Genomic DNA, 18,077 nt, shown 5'->3' on the forward strand with positions numbered 1-18,077 from the left:
ACTGTATTACGTTTTATGTTTTTTATAAGACGTGCGATCACCAGTACAAACTGAGCAGGCGATGAACTTGCAAAAGTCATGGGGCCGGGCCGTTATAAGCGGCAGCAGATTGAGTAAATCATCTGTGGGACAGTATGTATGTTCCGCAGATATATTTTTATACAAGGGAACATAAACTGTTGATAAAGTGCCATAGAGCGAATCTGTGGCGCTTTTTTGCGCCTTTCGGAGGATACTTTTATGGACAAAAAATTAGCAATCAAGGTATCTATTACCAGCATCATTGCCAACACGGTATTATCGTTATTCAAACTCGCCGCAGGCATTTTCGCCAAATCCGGCGCAATGATTTCGGACGCTATCCACTCCGCATCGGACGTTTTAAGCACGTTCGTCGTCATTGCCGGAATCAACATGGCATCCAAAAAATCCGACAGAGAACACCCCTACGGACATGACCGCATGGAGTGCGTCGCCGCCATCGTGTTGGCTACTCTGTTATGCGGAACGGGCCTGTTAATCGGTTACAGCGGTGTGAAAAAAATCATATCCGCGAGTACGGAAACGCTCGTTACCCCGGGTGCACTTGCATTGGTTGCCGCTGTCTTCTCGATCGCCGTAAAAGAAGCCATGTTTTGGTGGACTCGGGCAGCGGCAAAGAAAATTAATTCCGGCGCACTGATGGCCGACGCCTGGCATCACCGTTCGGATGCGCTTTCCTCCGTCGGAAGCTTTATCGGTATTCTCGGCGCACGTCTGGGTTTACCAATACTCGATCCCATTGCAAGCGTTGTGATCGCCTTCTTTATCTGCAAAGCCGCTTATGACATCTTCCGCGACTCGGTCGATAAAATGGTAGATAAGGCCTGCCCGCAGGACATCGTCAATCAACTTCGGGAGGTCATCGCGGCGACAGAGGGTGTCAACGACATTGATGTCATACATACCCGCATGTTCGGATCTAAAATTTATGTCGACGTTGAAATCTCCGCAGACGGCAGTAAAACACTAGACGAATCGCACATGATTGCCGAATCGGTGCATGACCGCCTTGAAGCGCAATTCCCCGCCATCAAACACTGCATGGTACATGTCAATCCGATTGATCAGCCTCATGACGAACCGGATCGTGAAAACGCCGAAATCAACCAATAAAGAAGCCGCATTTTTCGATTGATCGTATGCAAATATAGTGAATCCACTTAAAAAATCAAACACGGAATAAGCGGTAAGTGGCTTCACATTGGGTAAACCCACTTTCATTTCACCTTGGATTGAAAGTAGGTTTACTATATTGCATACGATCTTTTTTTCAGATATAATAGGATTAAATTCAGCAAGATGAAGGAGATAACCGCCGTGAAGAAGTACATGATCCGATGCGATATGGAAGGCGTAAGCGGTATCGTCAGCTATGAGCAGTCGGTACCGGGCGCAAGCGAATATGCCGAAGGCCGCGAATATTTTATGAGCGATCTGCTGGCTGCAGTGACCGGTCTGCACGACGGCGGCGCGGATGAGGTTCATATTTATGACGAACATTTTTACGGGCGCAATATTTTTCTCGACCGTCTGCCCGAATACGCCTTTTCCTACTGCGGAAAACCGAATTATACGATAGCATCCGCGGGCGGGTTGGACGGATCGTTCGATGGGCTTGTCCTGCTCGGTTTTCATTCCAAAGCGGGTACAACAGGCGCATTGCTCAACCACTCCTACGAATCCGACATCAAAGACATTCTGCTGAACGGGACATCGGTCGGCGAAATCGGCATGGAGACCGCAGTTGCCGGCAGCTTCAATGTGCCGCTTGTTTTGATCACCGCCGATTCCGAGGGCATTGCCGAGGCGAAAAAACTCTTTCCGAATGTCGCGGGTGTCACCGTGAAAGAGTCGCTCTCCGAAACCGGCGCGCTGTGTTATCCGATTGAAAAGACCTTTCGCTTGATTTACGAGGCGGCAAAAAAAGTCGTGCAGTCACCGCCGCCGGTCATTCCGATGTCTTTTGACGCCGTCACACTTGAATTTGCTTTCAATGATACGCCGTACGCGGAAAAATATTTAAAAAAATACGGAAACACCATTTCCGGCGCGACCGCCAATCAGTGCTGGGCGACCTACCTGTTCAGAAAAACGGAGGTTTTAAAGACGCTATGACCGGCAATATCAAACAATACGCCAGCTTGGGACTCGTCCATCACATGCTCTATCTGAACTGCGTGAACGACCCGGCTTATCACACGGATACGCTTAAAAAATTCGCTGTCCGCACCGATATTGTGACCTTCGATTTCTGCGTACCATATGCGGAACCGTGGCGATCACGAGCAATCGGCGCGGTCAGAAACAGCGGCAAAGACACGGCTTATGCGCTGCACCTGTTTCCCGCGCGTAAAATCTCACTCGGGTCACTCGACCTGACCGAACGCGAGCTCACCAAAATCGTCGTACGGGATCAGATTGAACAGGCAGTCAAGGCAGGAGCGAAGGATTTTGTATTCGTCTCCGGCACGGATTATCCCGACCGCAGAGCCGAAGCGCAGGAGCGGTTTTACGAATTCTGCCTGTGGTTTTGCGGAGAACTTGCGCCGCATGGCATCACTGCCCTGCTCGAACCGTTCGACCGCACAGTGGATAAAAAATTCTTATATGGCTCGATTGACGAATGTGTTGCACTCGTTGATCGGGTGAAAAAAACGCATCAAAACATCGGCATCGAACTGGATATCGCCCATTTGCCGATCATGGGTGAGGACATCTGGGAATCCGTTTTAAAATGCGGTGACAGAATCAAACGCGTCCATTTGGGCAACTGCGTACTCAAAGACAAGTGCTGTTCGCTCTACGGCGACATGCACCCGCCGATGGGCATTGATGGCGGCGAAATCTGCGAACGCGAACTGACCGTCGCCTTGAAAGCGCTGTTTGAAATCGGTTATCTCGACAAAGCCAAACGCAATCCGCTGGTTTTGGAAATGCGCCCGCTGAACGGCGAGGATTCCATCGAATGCACGATCACCGATTCGTTTGACCTGCTCGATAAGGCGTGGGCTGCCGTATAATTACGAACCCGTGGATTTATAGTGCTTGACGCCGAACTTCCAAAACAACAGGCACGGGAAAACGAACAGCGCGGCGATCAGCGGCAAAAACATATAAAGTTTATTCTGCGATTGACCGATCAAATATAAAAACGGATAATACTGAAACAACGCAATCGGAATGACATAAGTCAGAAATTTCAACACACCCTCTCCGTAAATCGAAAGGGGGTATTTTCCGAATTCGCGGGTGCCGTCGGTGAAGATATTCATAAATTCCAGTCCCTCAATGGTGAAAAAACAGATGCTCGCATAGATGACGAACAAGCCCGAATAGACGAAAAATCCGCCGAAAATCATAAAAAACAAGGTCAGAATTTTATCTGCAGTCCAGACCACACCACTGTTGGAAACGGCATAGCTCAACAAACCAACCGAGACCAGCAGCCGTCCGATACGGGTAAACTCGATGCGCGCGGCCAACACCTGTAGAATTTCATTGCGGGGACGCACCATGATGCGGTCAAACTCCCCGTTGGAGATAATCCCCCGGAATGCATCGAACCCCCGCACGAAACACTCCGCCAGCGAAAACGACGCAAGCAGCACGCCGAAGCACAGCAGCACCTGCGACAATGTAAAACCATTCACCGAATTGAATCGGCTGAACATATAGTACACGCCCAAAAACCCGGTAAACGATACCAAAAGCTGTCCGACAGCCGTCAATGCAAACGAGGCCTTATACTGCATCTGGCTGCGCAGGATGATAGAGGCGTATTTCAGATATAATTTCATGCTTTTCCCTCCGGTTTGCTTTTGGCAAATGCCATGCGGCACATTGACCAATTAAACGTCGTCTTTTTGATTCTCTCGGAAATCTCCCAAAGGTTATCAACCGTCATAAAAACGACCTTTCGCTTTTTCAGTTCAGCCTCCAAATCGATGACAATTGTTTTCTCAATCGGTATCTGCGGCTTTTCGGAGACATAATATCCCGCAACTTCATCCTGAAGATAAAATCCCGTCGGGTCAAATTGATATAAATATAACGTGGCATTCCGCAGCTGTTCCAGCCAATCGGTCTCGATGATCACGGCATGGGAATATCCTTTCGGAAGATATTTTTCAATGTCGGCGGCAGCGGTGTTTTCGCCGATATGATAAGTCACTCGAGGACAGTCACGCGGTGTTAAAAAATTCGGCAGTGTCCGCTCACACAGCGCCCATACCAGTCCTACATCCGGATTTAAATCCTTTCGTGAAGGCAGACGCGGTTCAAACAATTCTATATTCGGCTCTTCGCTGACATGGTATAAAAACATGGTTACAACCATCCTATCGCAGATTTTGGGGTGTTTGGTCCTTACAACGACCAGTTATTATTCTTTGTATAACAGACCAAACTCCCTGAGGTTCGAAAATTAATTTTTCGAGCCTTATCCCCCCTGCACCACGACTTTTTTCAGCGCCCGGGACATCGCAAGCCGACCGAGAAGCCACAGCGCGATCAGCCAAACGAATTGAAGCAATATATTTTGATAGGCATCCGCACCGGATAGATAGCCGTTATAAATTTGAAACGGTGTATTTTGTGTGTATGCGAACGGCAGCAGATACAAAACCTTTTGAACACTCTCCGGGAAAAAGGCAATCGGGATAATCGCACCCGAAAGGAATTCGACAATACTGCTGAATAATATGCGTACACCCAATGATGACAGCATATAAAACGTCGCGATATAGATCAGCATTACAAACGCAATCGCCAACAGTGAACCCAATATCAACGAAACCGCAAACAACAGCCCCGCCTCGAGTGAGACCGGCGCCGACAAGTTGAACGGCACGGGCAGAAACACTGCAACCGCGAAGATCGGTAGACAGCGCAGCATCATCCGCGCATACCGGGCGGCGATGTTCTTGACAAACCACATAGTATAGATGCTTACGGGCCGGCAGAGTTCGTAGGCGATGTTGCCGCTCGTGATCGCTTCAAAAATATCGTTATCGAAAGACCACGCCGCGTACAGCGCCAAAAACGCCTGCTGCATCCAGATGTAATTGGCCAACTGCGGGAATGTCATCGGGAATTCGTTCGCACCGTTTTGATAGAATGCCCAGAACATCAACAACGTCATACCGCCCCAAAAAAACTGCGTAGCCATTCCGGCAATCGCGGCGGCACGGTACTGCAGGCCATTGATCAATCTGATTTTAAAGAAGGACAGGTATTTTTTCATATCTGAAACTCCTTATAGAGCGCCACAACCATTTCCTCGGCGGTCGCTCCGGTCACCGAGAGGTCGTTTACTTCCGCTTGCTTCGAAATCGCGGCGATGGCCGCCGAAACCGGAATTTTCGCCGTATCTATCACGATCACCGCATGTCCGTCGAGATTCTTTTGCAGGTGCATTCCGGCTTCGAGCGTTCCCAACTGCCCCGTATAATCGACCGTCAGGGTCTTGTGGGTCGAATTTCTGCGCTTCAACTCCTCGAGCGAACCGTCAAGCAGAATGCGGCCTTTCCCGATCAATAGTATTCGCTCGGTCAGTGCCTCGATGTCCTGCATGTCGTGGGTCGTCAGAATCACGGTCGTGCCGCGCTCGCGGTTGATCGTTTTGATAAAATCACGCACGGCGATTTTCGAGACCGCGTCAAGCCCGATGGTCGGCTCGTCCAGAAATAAAATTTTCGGGTCGTGCAGCAGCGAAGCCGCAATTTCACAACGCATCCGCTGGCCGAGTGAGAGTTGGCGCGCCGGTGTCCGGATGATCTCGCCGATATCCAATAACTGCGTCAGTTCGTCCAAATTTCGTTTGAAAGCCGTATCGCTGACTTTATAGATATCTTTAATCAATTCAAAGCTGTCGACCACCGGCACATCCCACCACAGCTGACTGCGCTGGCCGAAGACAACCCCGATTTCGCGCACATGGTCAATGCGGTCTTTCCAAGGCGTCCGCCCGTTGATGATGCACTCGCCGCTGTCAGGTGTCAGAATACCGCTCATGATCTTAATGGTGCTGCTTTTCCCCGCGCCGTTCGGACCGATGTAGCCGACCATTTCGCCGTCGTTGATTTGAAAAGAAACGTCATTGAGCGCGTGGATATAGGTGTATTCTTTTTTAAAAAGGGCTTTTAATGCCTCGTTAAGTCCCGCATTACGCTTTGCGATTTTAAAGGTCTTATTGATGTTTTTCAGTTCAATCATTTTGTTCTCCCCATCAAATGAACGCGTTTGAATATGACGCCTGAACATGGCATCATATCGCTTATTCCGACAGATGACAAAATCCTCCGTTCCGAAAATCGGACGAAAAACCGGTGTCAGTAAAATATCCTCAAGCGTCCAGCCGCAGACGCGGAAGTTTGATTATACACATGGGGCTCGGTATTGTCAAGCACAAATCAAAATTTTTCATATTTTTTCAGTATAATGATTTTTAAGCAAAAATATAGTGACATATATTTGATAATTATTTTCATAATCTATAGATTTGTTACTTTTTATCGTGTATAATACTGATAAGCCCTTGGTAGAGAATCATAAAAAGGAGGTATGGGTAAACGGCTAGTTACAGTCGTTATACCCGAAATCATGAAATTCGGAACGGTTTTATCTCTTGTCGCGATCCTTCTTATGTTAGCCTGCGGAATTTTGGTTGCGGATATGTGGTTAAAAATTTTGATATTCGCTGCCGCCGGAATTTCAATTGTTGCCTTACTGTTTTCTCTTAAAAAGAAAAAGAAAGACTGATCTTACGGATTCAGTTTCCCTCCAAAAAAAGCTGCCTGCCGATTCTTAAAAGAATCGGCAGGCGGCTTTTTTACAAGTGTTATTTTATTCCGATTCGCATACGATAACCGAAATCCGTCTTCAAGTTTCGGCCACCGAATAAACGTCGGATTGTTTCAATGAATGCTTTCAAATCTTGTTCGATTAAATTCGGACTCTTTTTAAGAACCCCCTGTAAACTGCCTTGGCTGATTGCAATACCGATAAAACGATCTGCATCAAAAACTTCGGTGTTGGAAAATACAAGCTCTCGGGTGTAACGGAAATAGCCGCTGTCTCGAATATTTTGCAAATGTTTTTTCTTGTCCCACCTGGTAAAGCTGTCTTTCAGATCAATGTTTTCTTCTTCGATGACGGCTACCGCTTTAAATAGTTCTAAATAAGCCTTTTCGGCCTCCCAATTACAAACCGGAGGCCAATCGCAATCAACCGTGGCGAAAATACCGTCGTTTTTTAGGATTCGATTAATCTCTTTCAATGTTAAATCCGGATTCATCCAATGAAACGACTGCGAACAAATCACCGCTTCGGCACAGGCAGAAGCAAGACCGGTCTCATGGGCAAATGCCTTGATAAAAGATAAGTTATCCCCGGCTTTTTGTTCCGCAATCGCACGCATATCGTCGTTGGGCTCAACGCCGATTACCTGTTCACAGCGGTCTTTCCAAATCACGGTTGACAATCCTGTTCCGCAGCCCATGTCGATGACGAGGCCTGGCTTTTTCCCGAGATATCGGGTGATGATTTCAACCGGACAGAGCGGCATCTTTGGCCGTGCCAAATCATAAGTATCCGCAAATCCAGTAAACCGATCGGCGTTTTTTGTGGAAATATCCATATCAATGCCCTCTCAAATCATAATCACTTAGAAAATAATCACTTTCATCAAGAAATGCAGAAACGATATAATATCCACTCACATTACCGGTTTGTGAGAAAGCAAGTTCACGATTTATAATGCTTTCGATTTTGTTTCCTAACTGTCGGTCCACAGAAATAGATGGGATTGTATCTTGATAAGTCTGATAATAATTCATTAACTGATCTTGAGATAATTCGCTTTTAATAAGCATTGCGCCGAAAAATTGCATTCCGTTTCCGTTACCCACCAACTTCCCCGCGCAGGAAATTGAATCGATAATTTGCGTGGATTCCGGGAGTGAAAGTGCAATTAATTTTCTTTTTACATCAAATGCAATCAAGTTGTTTATCAATGGAACAGACAACCGCATAATCAAAACGAGTCCTAATAATGAAAAAACTACTATTTTTATAACTTTTTTCATTGACTTGTCCCTTCCCTTCATCTACTTCCCATTGTTGGCTCATTATAAAATACTTCATTACCAAATGTCAACTTGCTACACGCGGTTATATCAAAAACGAAATCGACTCGCTGCGTGACGCGCTCAAAACGGCGGGAGTGTACTGAAAGCAACTCCGACAGTAATAGCAAACAGTAACCGCGACAGTAATAGTGAGATATATTGAAATACACCGGTGAATATTTACAAAGAAAAAGCGCCCGCGTCAATCGACGTGAGCGTTTATTTTTGGCTTTCCTATGCGATATTATCCTCTGGTATATCGCTGTATTCTGATGTTTTGTGGTCGGAGTGATGTGATTCGAACACACGGCCTCTTGGTCCCGAACCAAGCGCTCTACCAAACTGAGCCACACCCCGATAATTGAACCTGCGTTTTTGACGCAGGTCATTTGTCTTTGCCGGGAATCATTTGTTGCGCGATCATAAATCGTCCGCCGCGTGAATCCTCACATTCGGACACATGGCATGAGAAACGCGTTTGGAAGCGGGCACTGCCCACCGCATTTGTCTGCAGAGGCTTTATATTATTTCTTCCGAATTAATAAAGCGTCCGCCGCGTGAATCACGCCGTTGATTTTATGATTCGAAAATCGCGTTTGTCTGCGGCGACTCGCCGCTGGCTGCGGAAGAAGGACTTGAACCCTCACAAACAGAGTCAGAGTCTGCCGTGCTACCATTACACAATTCCGCAATGGCAACGGTAATTTTATCACACCGTACCCTTTTTGTCAACATCTCAAAGGACATTTTTTCGATTTTTCAAAGGTTGTATTTATCGATTGGTTATGTTAAAATATAAGACAACAACAGCGGGGTAAGTTTGGTCATATCGCTCCGAAATATCATTTTTCAAATACCAATCGAGTTCAACTCCCAAAATTGTGAAAGAGGGTGACTCCATTATGAAAACAGTCCCGTTAAAAAAAATAAAAAACATCGCACCGCTGTTTTCGTGGAGCGATGACAAACTGATTGTCTCCTGCCTGCAGGGTTACAGCGGCCAGGCATTTGCCGACGATCCCGATTTCCCCACCACAGCATTGATTGTCAATACCGGCTTTTCGTTTGTCGGAGGGAACCCCGCCAGCATTCAAGCAGTGGAACTGTTGGAATGTGTTCCGGCGGGAACCGAACTGATCCCCCAGCCCAACTGGTATGACATGGTCGAGAACATCCTCGGCCCGAGAGCCCGCAGACGAGTTCGGTACGGTTTTAAAAAGGATCCTAGTATCTTCAATCGAGAGCAGCTTGAAAAATATGCAGTCAATCTGCCGGTTAGCTTTTACATAAAACCCATTGACAGTGAAATTTACGACCTTTTATATTCGGAAAACTGGTCTCGGGGATTGATTGAGAATTTTCCGTCGAAAGAGGCGTTCTTGGAAAAGGGGTTTGGCTTTGTCGTACTTTTTAACGGCAGACCCGTATCCGGAGCATCTTCCTATATCGTTTATGACGGCGGCATTGAAGTCGAGATCAATACCAAACCGGAATACCGACGCAGAGGGCTGGCATCGGCCTGCGGGGCACAATTGATTTTAGAATGTCTGGATCGAAAGCTGTGCCCGTGCTGGGATGCGGCCAACCTGCCTTCTTGCCTGCTGGCACAAAAACTCGGCTATCAATATACGGGTGAATATACCTCGTATTCGATCGGCTAAAAACTCGGGAGAACGAATTGATGAGAAAATCCCTTTGCCTTGCTTTAATTATCCTTCTGGCCGCCGGATGCGCTCCCATACCGATTTCGAACGGGACAAGCTCGACACAATCCGAATCCTCTTCCACCTCCTCCTATACACCGCCGGTCGTCTCGCAGACCTTTGAGCGCGATCAAAGCGAGTCGGAGGAATTCACCGGTGAATGGGTGGTCAATACTGTTTATACCCGTGAAAAGGTGATTGCCGGACAGTTTGAAAAGGATTCCGTCATCCCTGCTTCGCGGGAATTTGCGGAGGATTTTATCAAATCCAACCTCGAGCCGTTCGGCGTCACCGATTTTAATATCGGAGATTACAGCATCTCCGTTAATATGAATATTGGCAGCGGTGTTTTCTATCGGGACGCCGGAGTTTATCTTGCCGAATATCCGGTCAGTTTTAAAACGATCTCAGAAGTTCCGGGGCTTGAAAATCAAATCTTTTCGGCTGATGAGCAGAAATTCGACTGCCTTGTCTGGATTCAGGTCGTTTTGAAGCAAAAACCGCAGGGCGGAAGTCTTCTACTCGGATTTGTCACCAATCAGGACGAACAGATCTCCACCTATGCACAACTTTATTCTTTTTTATGCGAAGATCCGTCATATGACAGCACATTTTATACCCCACCCCAAACTTTTGAATCCCCTGATGCGGTATCCATATCAAAAATCCTCGGGTATCGAAATATTTTAGACGCGGTGACGCTTCCCGACGGCAATATCGCAATGCTTCTTTATGAGCTGGACGAATCCGATTCTCACAGCGCGGTACAGTATTATCTGAAAATTTTCGAACCCGACTTTCAAACCGCAGTCAATGTCGTACGGCTCTGGAAAGCTAATGCCAACGCCGAAATAGCGCTTACAAGCGACGGGAATATCCTCGCCTGCATGACGCAGTATAACACCAACGACGACGGTTCCGAGAATACTATCTATTATGAACACCGATTTGATGAAAAGGGAAAAGAACTCTCTTCTATTGAGAAATCGGGAAATTATTCATATCTCTCGGACGAAAATTATATTCTGCAGGACTCGGACGGCAGCTTGTATCTGGTCAGGGACAGCGGTGCGTTCAAACTGCTGATGGCCGGAATTATCGGAGAGGATCCTTACGGCATGGACAGTTGGGTATACAGCTTCGATACGCGCATTGACGATACCCATTTCACCTATATATACGGCGGATATGAATCCTCTGAGACCAAAGGGGTCTATGACATCGAAAGCCGTACGACGACCGCTTTCCCCGTACAAGGGTATTATAACTGCACGCAGGCCCACGGCGGAAAATACGCCGCTTGCACAACCGTAAATTATGACGAAGATCAATATGATCTTTATTTCTGCACACTCGGCGCTTCCGGGGCAGTTCTTGTCAGTCGGGGCAACGAAAAGTCGGACGGCAGTCTGCCGATGGCTTTTTCCGAGGACGGCAGCTATTTTGTCTTTGCCGAAAAAACCGGAAAGACAACCTATAATATCACGGTCATTGATACCGAATACACCTGGATTGCCGCTCAGGTAACGATTATCGGTAAACCGAATACGCTTGCAATTTCCGACCGAACGCTGCTGATTTTTACCGAAAATGCAAAACTGACATCAATGGAATTCCCCGAGATGCCGGCTATATTGCCCGAGGACGGGTATATCAACGATCCGATCGTCTATACAGGGTGGTGATATTGAAAATATTATTCTTACACATAAACTAAAACAACAGAAAGAACGGTCAACAACATGAAAGCATTAATTGTGTGGGGCGGCTGGAACGGCCACACCCCGAAAGAAACCGGTGAAGTGTTCGCCGAAATCCTGCGCGAAGAGGGATTCGAGGTCACAATCTCGGACACGCTCGACTATCTGGCTGATCTCGATAACCTGCGCACCTTTGATTTATTTGTCCCCATTTGGACCATGGGCGAAATCGACGGTAAATACTGCGAAAACGTCTGCACGGCAGTCGCAGAGGGCATGGGCATTGCCGGCTGCCACGGCGGTATGTGTGATTCTTTTCGCAACAGCACCCAGTGGCAGTTTCTGACCGGTTCACAGTGGATCGCACATCCGGGAAACGACGGCACTGACTACCGCGTCAATATCGTCAAAACCTCGTCTTCTCCGATTGTCGACGGTCTTGATGACTTTGATGTCTCCAGTGAGCAGTATTATATCCACGTCGATCCTGCGGTCAACGTGCTCGCAACCACTACTTTTCCGACCGCGGATGGTCCGCACGCAGCCAACGGCTCGGTTGTCGTTCCGGTTGTCTATACAAAATTATGGGGCGAGGGGCGCGTATTCTATAACTCCCTTGGCCATACCTATAAAATCTTCGACATCCCCGAAGCCAAAGAACTGATGCGCCGCGGCTTTTTATGGGCGACAAGATAAATACCGAGGAGGTTATTCATATGAAGAAAGCAAAAATCGGCATTTTAGGCTGTGGTAATATCAGCGGCATTTACTTTAAAAACCTGACACAGACCTTTACAAACACCGAGGTATACGCCGCCGCCGACCTGATTCCCGAGTCGGTCAAGGCCAAGGCCGAAGAATTCCATGTACCGCACATTATGACTTTTGAGCAGATGCTCGATTGTCCCGAGATTGATATCATCCTCAACATCACCACGCCACAGTCGCATTTTGCCCTTTCAAAAAAGGCGCTTGAGGCCGGCAAAAATGTGTATGTCGAAAAGCCGCTGTCTCTGACCATTGAACAGGGCCGAGAACTGGTGGAACTGGCTGACAAAAAGGGGCTTTTACTCGGCGGCGCACCCGACACCTTTATGGGCGCGGGCATCCAAACCTGCCGCAAATATCTGGACGACGGCATCATCGGCAAGCCCATCGGCGCAACCGCTTTTATGGTCTGCCACGGGCATGAGAGCTGTCACCCCGGTCCCGAATTTTATTATAAGACCGGCGGCGGTCCGATGCTGGATATGGGTCCGTACTATATGACCGCGCTGGTAAACCTGCTTGGTCCGGTTAAAGCCGTCGCCGCCATGCAGAACATCACCTTCCCCACCCGCACGATCACCAGTAAACCGAAATTCGGCACTGTGGTTGATGTGGAAGTTCCGACTCACGTTGCAGGTACGATGCGCTTTGCAAACGACGCCATCGCCACCGTGATTATGAGCTTCGACGTCTGGGCCAGCCAGTTGCCGCGCATTGAAATCTACGGCACACTCGGTACAATGATCGTCCCCGACCCCAACACCTTCGGCGGTCCGGTTCTGATCAAAACCAAGAATTCACCGAACTTTATGGAGATGCCGCTCACCCACCCCTATGCCGAAAACAGCCGTGGACTCGGTGTCGCGGATATGGCGCAAGCGCTTGAGGACGGCGGCAAGAACCGCGCCCACTGCTCCCTGACCAACCATGTGCTTGAAATCATGTGCGGATTCGGCATCAGCGGTGATACCAATAAGTTTTATAAGCTCAAATCCACCTGTAAACGCCCCGCCCCGCTGCCCTGTGACCCGATTCCGGGCGGTGTAAAATAAACCAATCTGTAATACTGTTCTACCAATGAAAAGAACCCCTCACGCTATTCAGCGTGAGGGGTTCTTTCATAAGAGTTGGCGGTAGGTAAGCCACTCATGAAATACCTGACAGCACGGAATTTCACCGCCCAAAAGCACTTCACGTGCCTTTTCATCGGGTACTGCGATATTTCGAATCAAATCGACTTTGAATAATTTCATAAAAATTTCTCCTTTACATATTCACGTAGAATATCTTTGCCCAAAAAGGGCGCGATGGGGCTGATGGCTTTAATTCCGTCTTTTTCGATGGCCTTTTTAGCCAGTTGATTTAAATGGTCTCTGTTCATGAACGGGGCGATATGCTCCATATTTCTCATCCCGTTTTTCTCATACTCGACGTCAGCAATTTGATTCAAAACATCCCGGTTGACAAAGGGCAGCAGGTCGCCAAGTGCACGTATACCGCTTTTTTCGTAAAGCATCCGTGCCGTTTCGTTCCTCGTTTCTTTGCCCATAAAGGCCGCCAAAATGCCGATCTCTTCTCCTGCTTCAATCAGGCGCTTTACCTCTCGGTCGATGGCTTCTCGACCTACAAATGGTGCGATTTCCTCCGCGTGTTTCATATCACCGCTTTCGCAGCACTTCCGAAACAACCCGCCGCAGACCTCTCGCCCTAAAAACGGGAGCAAATCGGTGATTTCAGAGAGATCGTCAGAAGTTTCACAGTTTTCAAACACCTTGTCTATTTGTTCCGGTTTTAACAACGGTGCAGCCTCTTTGACCTCGTGAATGGTGACCTTGTGGTCTTTGAGATACTCTTCAACAGGTTCAGATACAATTCCGCTGATCAGCGGTGAAGGCTGGCCCAGCAATTCATCGACCGACATTCCGAACAATTCCGCCAATTCCGGCAGTTTTGAGATATCCGGCATTGATACGCCGCGTTCCCAATTGCTGACCGCCTGAAAACTGATGTTCAGTTGATCGGCCAATTCCATTTGGGTCATATTCTTCTCTTTACGCGCGGCGGAGATCCGCCTGCCCACTTCGTTCATATCAAACATAAAATCCTCCCTTTCCGCAAGCCGTCCCTTACCTTGCGCCCCAAGTATATCGAACACCGAGGTTGAGTTCCAACAATCGTTGGTTGAATGTTGCTAAACCATCGGTTGAGTTTGGCCTATATTTTCAAAAATGGCAGCTTTCTCGATAAAAGCTGCCATTTTTCTTCTTTTTATTAACCTGTAATGAACGGTTTCGGATTAATTCGATTACCGTCCTTAATAATTTCAAAATGAAGGTGCGGGCCCGTGGAATTCCCGGTGCTGCCCACCAGTCCGATCACATCGCCTTTTTCCACCTTATCGCCGACCTCGACCAAAATTTTGCTGCAGTGTCCGTATCGGGTCTCGTATCCGTTCCCGTGATCAATGACGATCTCGTAACCGTAACTGGTTTTTCCGTAGTGGACATAGACCACAATACCCCCGTCAGATGCGTAGATATTGGTTCCTTTGGCTGCGCCGATATCAAGACCATAATGGCCGGGATATCCGAGCCATCCGCAGGTGATATGTCCCCCATCAACCGGCCACATGAATTTACCTGTAACCGTCACGCCGTTAAAATCTTCAATGGAAGGAGCGGTTTTCGGAACCGCTTTGGTGCCGACTTTTTTCACGGCATTACGCGCTTCTTTGGTCACTGTAGTACTGATGATATCACGCGATACCTCGACACCGTTGACATAGATGATGTCTGCAACGACCTCCTGACTGCCGTTTCTGCCGGAAGTCGTGATCTCGGTTTGCCCCTCATAAAGAGACGAGGAATACTTGATTGTGGTATCGTACGGAATGGTCTCAGTGTAGGTGGTACGAATCGAAATCTTGACCGGTAAAAAAGGCTCGGGCAATGTCAGTGTCAATACTTTCCCTTTGACGATTTTTGATTCGATTTCGGGGTTATATTGCAGCAGCGCCTCTTCGGTCAGACCGTTTTTTGTGGCAATCGTGGCAACTGTATCATTTTTGACGCAGGTGTATTTGACCGTTGTGGTATCCTCCTGTCCCAAAATTGCCACTGCTTCGTCATAGGTTTTTATGTTTACGATCGGGTAGATGCCCGACTCAAATGTGACATCGTTTAAAAACCCCACGACGGCGTTTTCATCGTCGCTGTGATACGGTTCAAGAAGGGTGTTCATAAAGGTTTTTAACTGTTCCTGTTCGGTGACCGCCAAGAGGAATTTCCCGTCTATGTAGACGCCGATGGCTTCATCGACCTCGTCACCGAGCACCGCAGATAAAAACGTATCGACAAACTGATCGGTATTTTGAATTTTTGAGGCTGTAACATGTGAAATTTTATAGATCGGTGTGGCTGAAAAATTATACCGGTTTTCAATGCCGATAATTCGGTCTTCGATACCGGCAACCGCGTCGTCGTAAACGCTCTCGTTTTTAATGTAACCCAGATCGAGGCCATCGTATTCGACCCTCAGCGCAACTTCCAAGCTGTTCCAGACGAACAGCGAACCGACCAACAGAATCAATGCCAATACCGGTGCAAATAGACGAATTCCGTGCCGGACAACACGCTTTTTAATTGAACGCTGTAAATGGTTTATGCGTTCTTCATAAACGACAATTTGCTTATTTTTATTGTTTTTTCCGCCAAGCAGTTTTCTTTCTTCCTTGATTGCCGCAAGTTCCTGCCGCTGGCGTGCGATTTGCTTTCTCTCGACGGTAACGCCTTTGTAATATGCCCGTTTTATAACAGCTTTAACTGCTCGCCAGGCGCTTATAATCGTCCCTGAAAGCAGACGGATAAACAAGAATCGAAACAATTCTTCAAAAAAAACGCCGATTCTCCGAAATAATGAAACCGTGCGAAGTCCGGTTTTATAGCAAAGGATATAAAAATAGTATAAATATTGCCCGTTGGGTTGTTCTTTCTTGGTCAGAAAATATTCTTGAGATAAAAATTTCGGCTTACGCATAACTGCCGCCGTTCGCGCCACAGGATTCACCTCGCTTCAGGACTGATACGTCAGCTTTTCTTTCGTCCAGTCCTTTAAAATATCAAGCATCATGGCCGCTTCTTTTTTAGCAGCTTCCAGATCATGTTCCCTGTAATTCCCGCATTCGGCGTCGGTAGTCCCGGGTATTTCCCCGCGCCAATCCGAAACCGCTTTGAGCGCATTGACCGTGACACGAATCGCATCTGCCGGGTTTACATTTCGCAGCAGCAGATAAAAACCCGTACGGCAGCCCATTGGTCCGAAATAAATCACGTTTTCTGCGAGTTCCCCGTTTCGCAGTACTGTCGCCATCAGATGTTCGATGGTGTGCAACGCAGCATTGGAAAGTACCGCCTCACGATTGGGGCGGCGAAACCGCAAATCATAGGTTACGATATCGCCGTCTTTGCGTGAAGTGTACATCCCCTGTGTGAGATGCTTGTGATTAACTGTGAAACTCGCAATCTTTTCCATCAGATAATGCGTTTGATCCAGCCGAACGGATCGGAGATTCTGCCCCACTGGATATCGGTGAGCGTGTCGTAGAGTTTCTGCGTGATCGTACCGATTTCACCGTTGTTGATCGTGACCTTGGTATCGCCGAAATCCAACAGCCCGATCGGAGAGATGACCGCCGCGGTACCGGTTCCGAATGCCTCGACAAGCTTGCCGTCTTTGGCCGCCTGTTCGAGTTCGGCGACCGAGAGCTGCCGCTCGTTTGCGGTATAACCCCAATGGCGCAGCAGTTCGAGCGTTGACATGCGGGTAATTCCGCCGAGAATACTATCGCCTTTTGCAGGAGTGACAATCTCATCGCCGATTTTGAAGAAGACATTCATCGTGCCGACTTCCTCGATGTATTTGCGCTCGGCGCCGTCGAGCCAAAGCACTTGTGTATAACCCAGTTCTCCGGCTTTGACCTGCGACTTGATCGAAGCGGCGTAGTTGCCGCCGCATTTGGTATAACCCGTACCGCCTTTGGACGCACGGGTGAATTCATGCTCGACATAGATGCTGACCGGTTTGACGCCCTCGGGATAATAATTGCCGACCGGCGAGAGAATGATCATAAATTTATAAGTATGAGAGGGTTTGACACCGATAAACGGATCGGTCGCGAAAATAAACGGACGGATATACAGAGAGGTTGCGGGTGCGCCGGGAACCCAGTCCTGTTCGATCGTGATCAACTCGGTCAGCCAATCCATAAAATCGTTTTCATCCAGCTGCGGAATGCAAAGCCGCTCACACGAACGATTCATTCTGCGGATATTTTCAATCGGACGGAACAGCTGTATATGATTGTCCGCCGTGCGGTAGGCCTTGAGCCCTTCAAATACCTCCTGAGCATAATGAAGAACCATTGCCGCCGGGCTGAGCTCGACCGGACCGTAGGGCATAATTTTAGGATCGTACCAGCCCTTATCCGCGTCGTACTCGACGACGAGCATATAGTCAGTAAAAATTTTACCGAATCCGAGCTTGGATTCGTCGGCCGGCTTCTCTTTCAATTTTGTCGCCGGAATGAACAGAGGTTTCACGAAAACATCCCCCAAATTAAAATATACCCGAGTATACCATATTTGAAGGGAAATTGCAAACCTGCCCTTGACTTTGATTTGCCTGCTGTGTAGGATTACAATTGATGTGTTACAAAAGGGAGGAGGAAAAAAAGAGTAGCG

At 47.9% G+C, this 18,077-nt stretch carries 18 protein-coding genes, 2 tRNA genes and 1 riboswitch; of the genes, 7 read left to right on the top strand and 13 right to left on the bottom strand.

Translation table 11 applies throughout. The annotated features are described in order from the left end of the window. Window positions 1–40 precede the first annotated feature (40 nt). Window positions 41–135: riboswitch (NiCo riboswitch) on the top strand. Between the two features lie 105 nt (window positions 136–240). The 3 genes from PK629_08945 to PK629_08955 all read left to right on the top strand — a co-directional run bounded on the left by PK629_08945 (window position 241) and on the right by PK629_08955 (window position 3,062). Then, on the top strand, window positions 241–1,155 hold the full coding sequence (locus PK629_08945; protein HOP11602.1) for a cation diffusion facilitator family transporter: 915 nt from the start codon (window positions 241–243) through the stop codon (window positions 1,153–1,155). 204 nt (window positions 1,156–1,359) lie between these two features. Next, window positions 1,360–2,157 carry a M55 family metallopeptidase gene (locus tag PK629_08950; GenBank protein ID HOP11603.1) on the top strand — a complete coding sequence of 266 codons (798 nt, stop codon included), beginning with the start codon at window positions 1,360–1,362 and terminating at the stop codon, window positions 2,155–2,157. Continuing rightward, the gene (locus PK629_08955) at window positions 2,154–3,062 is read left to right on the top strand and encodes a TIM barrel protein (protein HOP11604.1); all 909 of its coding nucleotides are present in this window, start codon (window positions 2,154–2,156) and stop codon (window positions 3,060–3,062) included. Before PK629_08950 ends, PK629_08955 begins: the two co-directional genes overlap by 4 nt. On the opposite strand, the gene PK629_08960 is transcribed toward PK629_08955, so the two are convergent. The 8 genes from PK629_08960 to PK629_08995 all read right to left on the bottom strand — a co-directional run bounded on the left by PK629_08960 (window position 3,063) and on the right by PK629_08995 (window position 8,859). Next, window positions 3,063–3,839 carry an ABC-2 family transporter protein gene (locus tag PK629_08960; GenBank protein ID HOP11605.1) on the bottom strand — a complete coding sequence of 259 codons (777 nt, stop codon included), beginning with the start codon at window positions 3,837–3,839 and terminating at the stop codon, window positions 3,063–3,065. It abuts the gene before it with no gap. Beyond that, on the bottom strand, window positions 3,836–4,366 hold the full coding sequence (locus PK629_08965; GenBank protein HOP11606.1) for a hypothetical protein: 531 nt from the start codon (window positions 4,364–4,366) through the stop codon (window positions 3,836–3,838). The genes PK629_08960 and PK629_08965 overlap by 4 nt, the downstream gene beginning before the upstream one ends. A 114-nt stretch (window positions 4,367–4,480) precedes the next feature. Continuing rightward, a complete protein-coding gene (locus PK629_08970; protein ID HOP11607.1) occupies window positions 4,481–5,284 on the bottom strand; it encodes an ABC transporter permease in 804 nt (267 codons plus the stop codon). After that, complete coding sequence (locus PK629_08975; protein HOP11608.1) at window positions 5,281–6,255, bottom strand: ATP-binding cassette domain-containing protein; 975 nt, start codon at window positions 6,253–6,255, stop codon at window positions 5,281–5,283. The genes PK629_08970 and PK629_08975 overlap by 4 nt, the downstream gene beginning before the upstream one ends. 625 nt (window positions 6,256–6,880) lie before the next feature. After that, window positions 6,881–7,678 carry a class I SAM-dependent methyltransferase gene (locus tag PK629_08980; GenBank protein HOP11609.1) on the bottom strand — a complete coding sequence of 266 codons (798 nt, stop codon included), beginning with the start codon at window positions 7,676–7,678 and terminating at the stop codon, window positions 6,881–6,883. 1 nt (window position 7,679) lies between these two features. Further along, window positions 7,680–8,126, bottom strand: a complete 447-nt coding sequence (locus PK629_08985) for a hypothetical protein (GenBank protein ID HOP11610.1) — start codon at window positions 8,124–8,126, stop codon at window positions 7,680–7,682. A gap of 322 nt (window positions 8,127–8,448) precedes the next feature. Next, window positions 8,449–8,525 (bottom strand) — tRNA-Pro (locus PK629_08990). 260 nt (window positions 8,526–8,785) lie between these two features. Continuing rightward, a tRNA-Gln gene (locus PK629_08995) sits at window positions 8,786–8,859 on the bottom strand. 211 nt (window positions 8,860–9,070) lie between these two features. Between PK629_08995 and PK629_09000 the strand changes: the two genes are divergently transcribed. Genes PK629_09000 through PK629_09015 form a run of 4 tightly spaced genes read left to right on the top strand, consistent with a single transcriptional unit; the run spans window position 9,071 to window position 13,391 of the window. Then, window positions 9,071–9,829 carry a GNAT family N-acetyltransferase gene (locus tag PK629_09000; protein ID HOP11611.1) on the top strand — a complete coding sequence of 253 codons (759 nt, stop codon included), beginning with the start codon at window positions 9,071–9,073 and terminating at the stop codon, window positions 9,827–9,829. A gap of 20 nt (window positions 9,830–9,849) precedes the next feature. Further along, entirely contained in the window at window positions 9,850–11,556 is a 1,707-nt protein-coding gene (locus tag PK629_09005; GenBank protein HOP11612.1) for a hypothetical protein, read from the top strand. A 57-nt stretch (window positions 11,557–11,613) separates the two neighbouring features. Further along, window positions 11,614–12,267 (top strand): ThuA domain-containing protein, encoded by a 654-nt coding sequence (locus PK629_09010; protein ID HOP11613.1) that lies wholly within the window; start codon window positions 11,614–11,616, stop codon window positions 12,265–12,267. Window positions 12,268–12,287: 20 nt separating this feature from the next. After that, window positions 12,288–13,391 (top strand): Gfo/Idh/MocA family oxidoreductase, encoded by a 1,104-nt coding sequence (locus PK629_09015; GenBank protein ID HOP11614.1) that lies wholly within the window; start codon window positions 12,288–12,290, stop codon window positions 13,389–13,391. A gap of 66 nt (window positions 13,392–13,457) precedes the next feature. Here the strand turns inward: PK629_09015 and PK629_09020 are convergent, their stop codons facing one another. From PK629_09020 to PK629_09040, 5 genes are all read right to left on the bottom strand, one after another. Beyond that, a complete protein-coding gene (locus PK629_09020) occupies window positions 13,458–13,592 on the bottom strand; it encodes a hypothetical protein (GenBank protein ID HOP11615.1) in 135 nt (44 codons plus the stop codon). Next, window positions 13,589–14,437, bottom strand: coding sequence for a helix-turn-helix transcriptional regulator (locus PK629_09025; protein HOP11616.1), 849 nt, complete (start codon window positions 14,435–14,437; stop codon window positions 13,589–13,591). Before PK629_09025 ends, PK629_09020 begins: the two co-directional genes overlap by 4 nt. A 173-nt stretch (window positions 14,438–14,610) precedes the next feature. Next, window positions 14,611–16,374 carry a peptidoglycan DD-metalloendopeptidase family protein gene (locus PK629_09030; protein HOP11617.1) on the bottom strand — a complete coding sequence of 588 codons (1,764 nt, stop codon included), beginning with the start codon at window positions 16,372–16,374 and terminating at the stop codon, window positions 14,611–14,613. Between the two features lie 36 nt (window positions 16,375–16,410). Next, window positions 16,411–16,869, bottom strand: coding sequence for an S-ribosylhomocysteine lyase (locus PK629_09035; GenBank protein ID HOP11618.1), 459 nt, complete (start codon window positions 16,867–16,869; stop codon window positions 16,411–16,413). Then, a complete protein-coding gene (locus PK629_09040) occupies window positions 16,869–17,936 on the bottom strand; it encodes a branched-chain amino acid aminotransferase (protein ID HOP11619.1) in 1,068 nt (355 codons plus the stop codon). Before PK629_09040 ends, PK629_09035 begins: the two co-directional genes overlap by 1 nt. Between the last annotated feature and the right edge of the window lie 141 nt (window positions 17,937–18,077).

This window comes from Oscillospiraceae bacterium (assembly GCA_035380125.1).
Lineage (GTDB): Bacteria > Bacillota > Clostridia > Oscillospirales > JAKOTC01 > DAOPZJ01.

Bases quoted from the DNA above. Each gene is read 5' to 3' on its own strand.
- PK629_08945 (HOP11602.1), top strand. From the start codon at position 241: ATGGACAAAAAATTAGCAATCAAGGTATCTATTACCAGCATCATTGCC.
- PK629_08955 (HOP11604.1), top strand. From the start codon at position 2,154: ATGACCGGCAATATCAAACAATACGCCAGCTTGGGACTCGTCCATCAC.
- PK629_08960 (HOP11605.1), bottom strand. From the start codon at position 3,839: ATGAAATTATATCTGAAATACGCCTCTATCATCCTGCGCAGCCAGATG.
- PK629_08965 (HOP11606.1), bottom strand. From the start codon at position 4,366: ATGTTTTTATACCATGTCAGCGAAGAGCCGAATATAGAATTGTTTGAA.
- PK629_08970 (HOP11607.1), bottom strand. From the start codon at position 5,284: ATGAAAAAATACCTGTCCTTCTTTAAAATCAGATTGATCAATGGCCTG.
- PK629_08975 (HOP11608.1), bottom strand. From the start codon at position 6,255: ATGATTGAACTGAAAAACATCAATAAGACCTTTAAAATCGCAAAGCGT.
- PK629_08980 (HOP11609.1), bottom strand. From the start codon at position 7,678: ATGGATATTTCCACAAAAAACGCCGATCGGTTTACTGGATTTGCGGAT.
- PK629_08985 (HOP11610.1), bottom strand. From the start codon at position 8,126: ATGAAAAAAGTTATAAAAATAGTAGTTTTTTCATTATTAGGACTCGTT.
- PK629_09000 (HOP11611.1), top strand. From the start codon at position 9,071: ATGAAAACAGTCCCGTTAAAAAAAATAAAAAACATCGCACCGCTGTTT.
- PK629_09005 (HOP11612.1), top strand. From the start codon at position 9,850: ATGAGAAAATCCCTTTGCCTTGCTTTAATTATCCTTCTGGCCGCCGGA.
- PK629_09010 (HOP11613.1), top strand. From the start codon at position 11,614: ATGAAAGCATTAATTGTGTGGGGCGGCTGGAACGGCCACACCCCGAAA.
- PK629_09015 (HOP11614.1), top strand. From the start codon at position 12,288: ATGAAGAAAGCAAAAATCGGCATTTTAGGCTGTGGTAATATCAGCGGC.
- PK629_09020 (HOP11615.1), bottom strand. From the start codon at position 13,592: ATGAAATTATTCAAAGTCGATTTGATTCGAAATATCGCAGTACCCGAT.
- PK629_09025 (HOP11616.1), bottom strand. From the start codon at position 14,437: ATGTTTGATATGAACGAAGTGGGCAGGCGGATCTCCGCCGCGCGTAAA.
- PK629_09030 (HOP11617.1), bottom strand. From the start codon at position 16,374: ATGCGTAAGCCGAAATTTTTATCTCAAGAATATTTTCTGACCAAGAAA.
- PK629_09035 (HOP11618.1), bottom strand. From the start codon at position 16,869: ATGGAAAAGATTGCGAGTTTCACAGTTAATCACAAGCATCTCACACAG.